This is a genomic window from Streptomyces sp. KR55 (assembly GCF_052245645.1).
Taxonomy (GTDB): domain Bacteria; phylum Actinomycetota; class Actinomycetes; order Streptomycetales; family Streptomycetaceae; genus Streptomyces; species Streptomyces flavusporus.
Genome location: NZ_JBQQCE010000388.1, coordinates 1 through 9,378, shown reverse-complemented (window position 1 = coordinate 9,378; position 9,378 = coordinate 1). Strand labels below are relative to the sequence as shown.

Annotated in this window: 5 protein-coding genes; 2 read left to right on the top strand and 3 right to left on the bottom strand. The window is 67.6% G+C overall.

Features of this window, described 5'->3' with window-relative positions:
- From ACTWQJ_RS38740 to ACTWQJ_RS38730, 3 genes are all read right to left on the bottom strand, one after another.
- Nucleotides 1-1,917, bottom strand: a 1,917-nt coding sequence (locus ACTWQJ_RS38740) for a hypothetical protein (protein ID WP_443311127.1), incomplete at its 3' end; no start/stop codon positions are given.
- Between the two features lie 657 nt (nucleotides 1,918-2,574).
- Nucleotides 2,575-7,005: an AAA family ATPase gene (locus ACTWQJ_RS38735; protein ID WP_443311126.1), complete on the bottom strand. Its 4,431-nt coding sequence runs from the start codon at nucleotides 7,003-7,005 to the stop codon at nucleotides 2,575-2,577.
- Between the two features lie 22 nt (nucleotides 7,006-7,027).
- Nucleotides 7,028-7,894, bottom strand: coding sequence for an alpha/beta fold hydrolase (locus tag ACTWQJ_RS38730; protein ID WP_443311125.1), 867 nt, complete (start codon nucleotides 7,892-7,894; stop codon nucleotides 7,028-7,030).
- A gap of 490 nt (nucleotides 7,895-8,384) precedes the next feature.
- On the opposite strand from ACTWQJ_RS38730, the gene ACTWQJ_RS38725 reads away from it, so the two are divergent.
- On the top strand, nucleotides 8,385-8,756 hold the full coding sequence (locus ACTWQJ_RS38725) for a hypothetical protein (RefSeq protein WP_443311124.1): 372 nt from the start codon (nucleotides 8,385-8,387) through the stop codon (nucleotides 8,754-8,756).
- A 1-nt stretch (nucleotide 8,757) separates the two neighbouring features.
- A complete protein-coding gene (locus ACTWQJ_RS38720; protein ID WP_443311123.1) occupies nucleotides 8,758-8,904 on the top strand; it encodes a hypothetical protein in 147 nt (48 codons plus the stop codon).
- Nucleotides 8,905-9,378 lie beyond the last annotated feature (474 nt).

Sequence of the window (9,378 nt, the reverse complement as noted above, 5' to 3'; positions counted from 1 at the left end):
GAGCTGCACCATGCGCGACGGCGGCGGGTCGGGGGCCGGCGCGATGCCCGTACGCCAGTAGTCCAGCACCAGGCTGCAGCTATAGTGCACGTCGCCGGAGAGGATCACGACGCGCCCGTGCCGGGCCAGCCGGCCCAACAGCGCTTCGAGCGCCTCGGTGTCCGCGGCCCAGCCCTCCGCGTCGTACTGCTCGACCCCAGCTGGCCGGCCCTCCGGCTCACACGGACCGATCGGCACGCCGAACTGCTGCTTCGCCCCGACGGCGATGTCCTGAATGGTTTGCAGTAGCGGCTGGGCCACGTTGTCGATCAGGTGCGGACCCAGCACCGGCGCGGCGGAGACGACCAACAACAACTCGCGGCCGTCGGTGAGCGCGGCGGGCACCTGGTCGTTCAGCGTCGACCCGAGCAGGTTCGGCGGCAACAGACCCTGTCCCCTGAACGAGCGCCGAGTGCGAGTGTCGAGCACCGCCACCAGGTGACGCGGTCCGGGCACCTGGTAGTGCAGGATCGGCTGCTTGCTCTCGGTTCCGGCGACACCCACCAGCTCATCCAGTCGCCCCAGCTGCGCCCCGGCCGCCGGGTAGGGGCCGGCACCGGCGAACGCCTTCTCCATCTCCTCGAGGAACTGGCGGTTGTGATTGGGCTTGGTGGCCGACTCGTCCGGTGCCGCGAACCGTTTCGGGTCGTTGCCCCACGCCTGGAAGATGCCATAGGCCATGACGCCGTTGCGGACGACAGTGCGGCCGAGCGGCTTGGTGTAGACCCGGTTGCGCCACCGGGCGTTGAGGTTCCAGTCGTCGGTGACCTCGTGGTCGTCGCAGATCATGTACGTGGCGACGTTCGCCAGCGCCCGCGCCACCTTCGGTACCCCTTGGCGGAAGACCTCGACGCGCTCCTTCTCCTGGTCGAACGGCTCGGTGCGCAGCTCGGCGAAGGTCTTCCCCTTCTGCGCAGCGCAGGCGTCCCACTGCGTCAGGTGCGCAGCCACTGATGGCGGGGCGTTCGGGGCCTTGAGTACGGCGGTGCTGTCGGCGAGGGCCCGCCAGACGCGGGGGCTCCACACCGCGAGGTACATCGCGGCGTACTCGCCGAAGCTCATCAGGTGGTTCGCGGCGTCGGTCGAGGTGAACCCGCCCAGCTCGCGCATCAGCCGCTGGCGGAACATCGCCGGTAGGTTCGCAAGCGTGGCGTCCACGGTCTCGTTGGCACTGACCTGGAGGCGCTCGGTCGCACCGAGCAGGTCAGTGGCCAGGCCGGACAGCGTCGGCAGCATGCAGGCGGCGACGTCGTCAGCGTAGATCTGGTCGCCGGTCAGGAACAGCTGCTGCGGCCGGTCGTCGACGACGGTAAAGGATTCCTCGATGCGCTCATCCAGCCAGGCCAGCGCGTCGTATCCGGGACCATTGGGCTTGCGGCAACTGGTGTGCGCGAGGCGGAGTCGGTCGACCGTGGCTGGCGGCGTCATGAACGCCGGCAGCCGGTTCTCGACGTAGCCCAGCGCGAGATGGCGCGGCGCGGACGGATCCACCCCGGCGAGCCGACTGGTGGGCGCCGACGGCTCGTCGCGCAGCAGTCCTTGATCCCGCAGCCAGGTGTTTCCGGCAGACCCGCCGAACTGCAGGTCGTAGCTGACCAGAGAGCCCGGTGTGAGCGGCGGCGCTGGCTGGGCCAACTCCGCGGTCATGACCGCGACGTGCAGCTGCTGACCGAACCGCCGCGGCGTCACCGGTTGACTTGTCGTGAGCGGTTGGTCCCCGGACTGCACCTGACCGCCGGTTGGCGCGGCCAGTTGTGAGCCGGACCAGAGCCGCAGCGTCACCGGAACCGAATCGCGCAGCGCCACCCACACCGACACCGAGCGAGGCTCGACGCGGCGGACGAGCGGACCCGCCAGGATCAGCGGGAGCGCGGCCATTGCGTGGCCTCAAGAACCTCCACGACCCGGCCGGTCGTGATCTGGAATTCGACGTTCCCGCCATGCATAACGGCTCCGAGAGACGGCTGCTACCTACTGCGACGTGGAATTTTTTTCCATGCCCTGCATGAACTTTTCCCGGATTATGGCGACACCCGGATTATGGCGACACACAGAGAATAATAGATGCATCTTGCCCTTTTCCCTCCTGTCGACTCGCTCCGCCCCCTGTCGCGGTCACACGAATGGGGGCCTGAAGGACCATCACAAGTCCTCTTGAGCGGCGCCGCCTCCACAACACCGACGGAGTGCGCGACACCTGCGCCACCAAGGCGCCGTGACGACGCGGGAGATCCAACTGGAGTTTCCTTGGCCCTGCGAGCACGCCTCCTCCTGGGAGCAGGAGATGTCCGTCCCCGCAGGCTGAAATTCCCCGCCGGATACGGGGCCTCGCCCATGCGAACGCGGTCATGCACGCGAACATCCCTGCCCCGGCCTCCCGCCGCAGCCCCTCGTCACCCCTCGCTGCGCCGTGCCGTGTTCGACACCTCCGTGTTTACAGCGGCCGTGATCGCGGCAATGAAGCATGGTCAGCCGTCGTCAACCGCGGTCCGCTGCTGGACCGGAGCAACTCCAATACGACGCTTCTTGATCCGTTTACCTGTCGAGTTCAATCACGGAAACACCCTCGGTGTCGCTGATAGCGAGGATGTGGCCCGCAGCAGCGACAGAAAGAGCCGGGGAACGGCGGCGCAATGTCTCCAGGCACCTCGCAGTAGCAGGGTCCCAGAGCCGCACTGTCCCGTCGTTCCCGGCAGAGGCAAGGAGCGGCTGACCGCTCGCCGTGGTCCCGAACGCAACGGAATTGACCATCCCAGAGTGGCCGGCAGGCTGCGGCATGTCCGAGGTCTGGCTGACGGGGTCCGACAACCGCACTGTCCCGTCGTTACCGGCGGAGGCGAGGAGCAGCTGGCCGTTCGCCGTGGTACCGAACGCAACGGAATTGACCGTTCCGGAGTGGAAAGCAAGCGGCGGCATGACCTCGGTCCTGCGCACTACGTTGTACAACCGCACCGTCCCGTCATCACCGCCAAAGGCGAGGAGCGGCTGGCCCTTGGCCGTGGTGCCGAACGCCACCGACCAAACCGCTCCGGTGTGAACCGTGATCGGTGGCACGACCTGCCTCCCGCCCGGGGGGTGCCGCCACAGCCGTACCGTTCCATCCCGACCGCAGGAGGCAAGCAGGAAGTGCCCCTTAGCCGTGGGAGCGAACGCCACTGACAAGACCGCTCCACGATGGCCGGTGAGAGGGTCCCCGACTGCTGTCCCGTGCTCCGGGTCCCAAAGCCGCACGGTCCCGTCATCGCCGCCGGAGGCCAGCACCGGCTGGTCCTTCGCCCTTGTGCCGAACGCCACCGACCTGACCGCTCCACGATGGCCGGTGAACGGCTTCCCGACAGGTGTCCCGTGCTCCGGGTCCCAAAGCCGCACGGTCCCGTCATCGCCGCCGGAGGCCAGCACCGGCTGGCCCTTCGCCCTTGTGCCGAACGCCACCGACCCGACCGCTCTGGTGTGTCCAGTGCTCGGCTTTCCGAGTCGGTTAAAACTGGCCGGGTCCCAAAGCCGCACGGTCCCGTCATCGCCGCCGGAGGCCAGCACCGGCTGGCCCTTCGCCCTTGTGCCGAAAGCTAGTGACCTGACCGCTTTGAGATGGCCGGTGTTCGGCTTTCCGATTCGCGACCGACTGAACGGGCTCCAAAGCCGCACCGTCTCGTCATCACCCCCGGAGGCCAGCAGCAGCTCGCCCTTCGCCGTGGTACCGAACACCACCGACCAAACCGCTCCGGTGTGGGTGTGGCCGGTGAGCGGTTGTCCGGACCGGGACCGGCTGCCCGGGTCCCAAAGCCGCACCGTCCCGTCATCGCCGCCGGAGGCCAACAGCAGCTGGCCCTTCGCCGTGGTACCGAACGCCACCGACCTGACCGCTCCACGGTGACCGGTGAGCCGCTTTCTCCGAGTCCGTTTGACTGGGTCCCAAAGCCGCACCGTCCCGTCATCGCCGCCGGAGGCCAACAGCAGCTGGCCCTTCGCCGTGGTACCGAACGCCACCGACCAAACCGCCCCGGCGTGGCCGGTCAGTGGCTGTCCGGACCGGGACCGTCTGTCCGGGTCCCAAATCTGCACCGTCCCGTCGCCATGGGCGGAGGCGAGCAGCAGCTGGCCCTTCGCCGTGGTGCCGAACGCCACCGACCAGACTGCATACATCTGGTCGACGCGCCACTCGCCGATGCGCGTCCGGCGCACTGGGTCCCACACCTCTAGAACGTCGTCGTCGGCGGAGGTGAGCAGCGGCTGGCGCTTCACCGCAGTACCGGGCACCTCCTCATACACAGCGCCGGTGAGAGATTCCCCGATTGGCGGCACATGCACCGGATCCCACAACCGCACCGATCCGTCATCGCCGCCGGATGCCAATAGGAGCTGCCCGTTCGCCGTGGTGTCGAACGCCACCGACCTGACAGCTCCAAGGTGGCCGGTGAGAGGCTCCCCGATTGGCGTCTCGCGCACCGGATCCCACAACCGCACCGTCCCGTCGCCGTCAGCGGAGGCGAGCAGCGGTTGATCCTTCGCCGTGGTGCCGAAGGCCACTGACAACACCGCCCTTCCCGAGTGACCGGTAAAGGTGAGGAGGCTGTCATCCCGGCGGACCGATGCCAGACGGGTGCGGTACAGGGGGCGCACCTCGGTGTGGTCAGCCGTAGCGGTGCTGCCGGTCACGGCATGCGTAGCCTCTTGCAGATAAGCGGCGTTGGCGGCGGGGCCGTCGCCAAGCAAGGGGCGGGCGCGCCGATACGCGCGTGCCGTGGCGGGCAGCCACCCTTTGGTAGGCGCTAGGAGGGGGGTAAGGGTGATCGGATCGGCCACGGCGAGGAAGTCGGCGTCGTGGAGGAGGGCCGAGAGGATGTCGGTGCCGGCGGTGGCTGCGTGCTGGGCGAGGTAAGTGTGCAGATAGGGGTGCGCGGATAGCCATTGGCGCTGGCCTGACGCGCTAGTGGGTACGGTTGACAGCAACGCGCTTGTGAGGGCCTCTTGCGTGCGGGCTTGTCGCTCCTGCCAGATGTGCAGGGCTGCGGAGTCGGCGGCGGCTTGCTCGGCGCTGATCTCGCCACGGAGGTGTGCAGCAAGCAGGTCATGGAAGGGCCGGAAGACGGACCGCTGGCCGGGGCCAAGGTCCTCCACGATGTAGGCTCCCGCCTTCTCCTGCAGCCAGCGCACATCCTGGTCGCTGATCTGCGGGTGCCCGCCGAGCCGCTCCTGAGCCAGGGCCTCGGCGACAGGCACCCAAAGGTTCTCCCAGGGCAATCCGGGGCCAACCGCCCAGGCCAGGGCCTCCAGAAGGATGCGGGCGAGGGGGGTCTTGCTGCCGAGGCGTTCCAAGTCTTCGTCGAAGGCATCCCCGATGCTGCTGGGCAACTGGGCTTGCCAGTTGTTGTCGGTGGTGTCGACAGGTTCGGGGCGGTCACGGACGGCACGGGCCAGCAGCTGTGCGAGAAGGAAGGACTCGGCCGTGCGCTGGCGAGCCGGGGTGGATGTCGCTTTTCGGGCGATCGCCTCGGCCACGCTTGCAGTGATCTCCTCCAGGTTGCCGTCTGCGGTGGAGGAGTCGTCTTGGTAGGGAGTGGTGATCTCGGGTTCGTGTGCGGCGGTCAGCAGCTGGTGGACGTAGTCGATCAGTGCTTGAGGGTCGCGGTACTCCTCGGTATCCAGGTCGATGGTCAGGTCAGTTGTGCCGATGTGGCGGAGGACGTGACGTCTGGCACCGAGGGCGACCTTCAAGCCGTGCCGGCGTGCCAGCCGTAGCAGCAGGCTGTGGAGCAATGTGGTGGGGGAGGTTGCCTCGTCGATGGCGTCGACGACCACGATCGGCTCTGCGGGCAAGGGGCTGGTCTCAAGATCTTCCAGCAGCGCGGAGGCCGTTTCGGCGTCCCGGCCCAGCCCCTTGGCGATCTCGCGAGCGGCCTGGTCCGTGTTGAGGCCGCGGGCGTGGACAGCCACAACAGACAGATCAGTGCTGAGCAGGGCCGCGGTCTGAGCGATCAGAGGATCGCGCCGGGCTGAACCAAGGAGTTGCTTGCGGCTGGCGTCGTGGACGAGCTGAACGGGAAGGGAAAGCAGGGTGGACTTGCCTGTGCCGGGGCTGCCAGTGACGACCGCCAAGCCGCCGCCCTGCGGCCCGGTCATCCACGTAGCGAGGTCTTCGGCGGCTTTGATACGCCCGTTCCGGCCGGTGAGGTAGAAGCCGGTGGTGGTCTCCTGTGGGGCCCCGCGCAGCCGGGATATCCAGTGCTGATCGGTGATGGTCAGCCTGGCCACGTCGGGCACGTACGTCGGGTTGGGGAAGAACAGTTCGGTGCCTGTCGATCCGGTCTCGGCGGGCGGGAAGTACCGGGCCTTCTGCTCGATCCCCGGATTGGCGGTGTTGATGACATCCACGATGTCGTTCAGGCTCACGTAACGCCCGGATCGGCCCGTTCTGGGATGCCGCAGCGCTTCACTGAATGCCTTGGCGAACGTGCCCTGCTGGGCGTATTGCAGGCCGCCGGCGCTGGCCAGCACCCAGGTGTTCGGGTTGCCGATCCCCTTTAGGGCTTCACCGAGGACGTCCATCCCCCCGGAGCCGGAGAAGCAGCAGTCGAGGATCACGAGAACGGTGGGTTGGTCGGCCTCCAGCTCCTCGTCTGCCGTCCTTCGCAGCAGCAGCTCCGGCAGGTCCCTGACTGGCAGAACGGCACTCCGGTAGGCGCCCGGCTGGTAGGCGTGGAGAACCAGGTAGTAGTCGCCTCGTGGAGGACGGGTGCCGTGACCGGTGTAGTAGACGATCACGATCGGTGCGGCTCGCGCAGCCTCCCCCACCTGCCTGCACAGTTCGTCCAGTCCCAGGTCCACGTGATACCCCGGAGGAGGGGCGATGGAGGTGATCCCCAGCTTGTCCAGGGCCTCCACGACCGTTCTGAGCGAGTCCGGCACCTTCTCCAGGCGTTCGTACATATCGGCCTGGTAGGTCGCTGTGCCCAGGGCCAGAAGCATGCGGCGCTCGGCGAGGGAGAAGTCAGGGCAGGGCATCACCGATCGCACTCCCGGTCTCCGGGGCGTTGAGGTAGCGCCTGATGGCATGGGGCTCGTCTCCGTTGTCGACGAGACGGTCGTCGACTTGCTGATCCGGTGCCGGTCCGGGGAACAGCTCGGCGAGCTGTTTGCGCATGGCCACGATGTCGTTGCGGTCGGCGACGTTGACCCAGCGGGCCACGGGCGCGGGCCAGGCTCCCTTTCCCCCGGTGGGGCGGGGGGTGAGCCGGTCGAAGACCAGGTTGGGGATGCCCAGCGGGGATCCGAGGGTCACCAGCAGCTCGACGGACTCCGGCCGGTAGCGGCACAGGTACTCGTAGGCGATCACCGATCCCAGGGAGTGGCCGATCACCACCCGGGTGCCGTCACCGACCTGCCGCCGCACCCGGTCCAGCACGGACTGCTTGGTCTCCGGGGAGTCGAGGAAGCGGCTGACCTGTTTAAGGTCGCCGATCAGCGCGCGCTCGGCGACCTTCGCGAACGTGCGTGAACGCAGCAGCCGCTCCACCATGACCAGCACCGCCACCCGGCCAGCCATGGCCTCGGAGGGCGCACCCAGCGACGGTTCCTGGTCGACCGCGGCCAGGTAAAGCTCGGCCAGCAGGTCACGTTCCAGGCCGGGCTGGACGTCCTGCGCCGAGTAGGGCGGGCCCTGCCCCATGGCACCGGCGGGGCGGAAGAGACTCCCGAAGAAGGAGACCACCACATCGTCAGCCGTCAGGGCCTTCGCCTTCGCCTCTTGGCCAGCTTCGTCCAGCCCGTCGCGCAGCGCGTCGAACCACACCGAGGCGAGCTCATAACCACCGCAGTACTGCTGCGCAATGCCATGGATCCCCACAATTCTCGCCATGTCAGCATCTTCTTCCAAGCCGCAGTCAATCGCTGGAACGAAGGGCCCTAGGTCGACCAATGGCATCTTCAACCCATCCACCGATACCTATACAATCACCTTCTATTTTCTGGATATGCTTGAAGTTGTGAATGAGGTTCTATTTCAAGTGTCCGACCATATGAGTGGTCTGTCATCTCGATATAGGAGCGTCCGGGCGGACTTGATCACCAAACCGGGCCCTCGGCAATCCATCGACAGGCGGCGCCGGCGAACTCCAACGCTCGACCGCCATCACGGCCTGGACCAGCAGCACGTCACCCGTAGTCGGTAGCGCTACCGCCGGGAACGACGATCACCGATGAACCTCAGCACTCAGGCTCAGAAATCTGATTGAGTACCTGGTTCATCAGTGATCGTGTGGCCAGCCAAGATAGCGCTCGCTGCGATCAAGATTCCGTTCTCCCGTTATTTCGTCCGGTGTGGGACGTGCCTGCGCTCTGCTGGAGGCATGGATTCCCCGGGTGGCGTTGCCGTACGCGACGCCGGTCCTGTGTGGTCGCACACGTGCGCCATCGACGAGCTGTTCCTGCCGTATGCCGTCCCCGCCGAAGCCGTCGATCGGCTCAACGACGATCCAGAGTGGTTGCGTCCGTGGACCACTGTGCGGCGGGCCGGTACGGCGGACGTCATCGTCCCCGTACGCGACCTCGGCAGCGCGCCGACGGCGTCGTCGGTTCCGGTACGCCAGTTCTCCTGGAGAGCAGGCCAGAAGCACCGTCCGGGCCTGGAGTTTCTGGTCTCGACCGGGCGGCAGCACGGATTCGAGAGCCTGGCGGAGCGTCGCCTCCTGCTGGCCTCGACTTCGCGGGGGTGTCCATGAGGTGCTGTCCCAGCCGCTCCGGCTGCGGTTCGACCGGCTCGACGGTGTGGATTCGCAAATCCCGGACTTCCTGGCGCTGACGCCGGGGGCGGCCTGGCTGCTGGACGTGCGGCCGGCTGGGCGGATCAATGAGGAGGACCAGGTGTGAATCGCCGCGGCGGCCCGGGCCGCGGCCGCGATCGGCTGGCGGTACGCCGTGGTGACAGGCTGGCATCGGCAGGTGATGACCGGCCTGGACGCCTGTCGGCCCGGCGGCGGCCGATAACGGATCAGCTTGGCCTGCAGCACCAGCTGCTGGCGGTTCTGGGTCGGCAGCCGCGACAGTTCGGGGACCTGGTCGAGCAGACGGCGGTGCCAGCGGTCGCTCGCGCCCATGCCGTCCATCTGCTCTGGCACCGGCGCCTAGGAGCGTGGGTCAGTAACAGGCAACTGGTCGGGTGGCCGTGAGCGGTGGGATCAGTCGCGGTCGTCCGGTCGCCGCCTGTGATGCCGGGATGTGAACGACGGCGATATTCCCCAGCTGCGGCGCCAGAAAATTCCCCATGGGGATCCCGGCGCTGCGCCTGCGCGACCAGGGGGACGCCGCTCGTCCCCGGCCCGCCCGGCAGCTGCCAGATCTTGT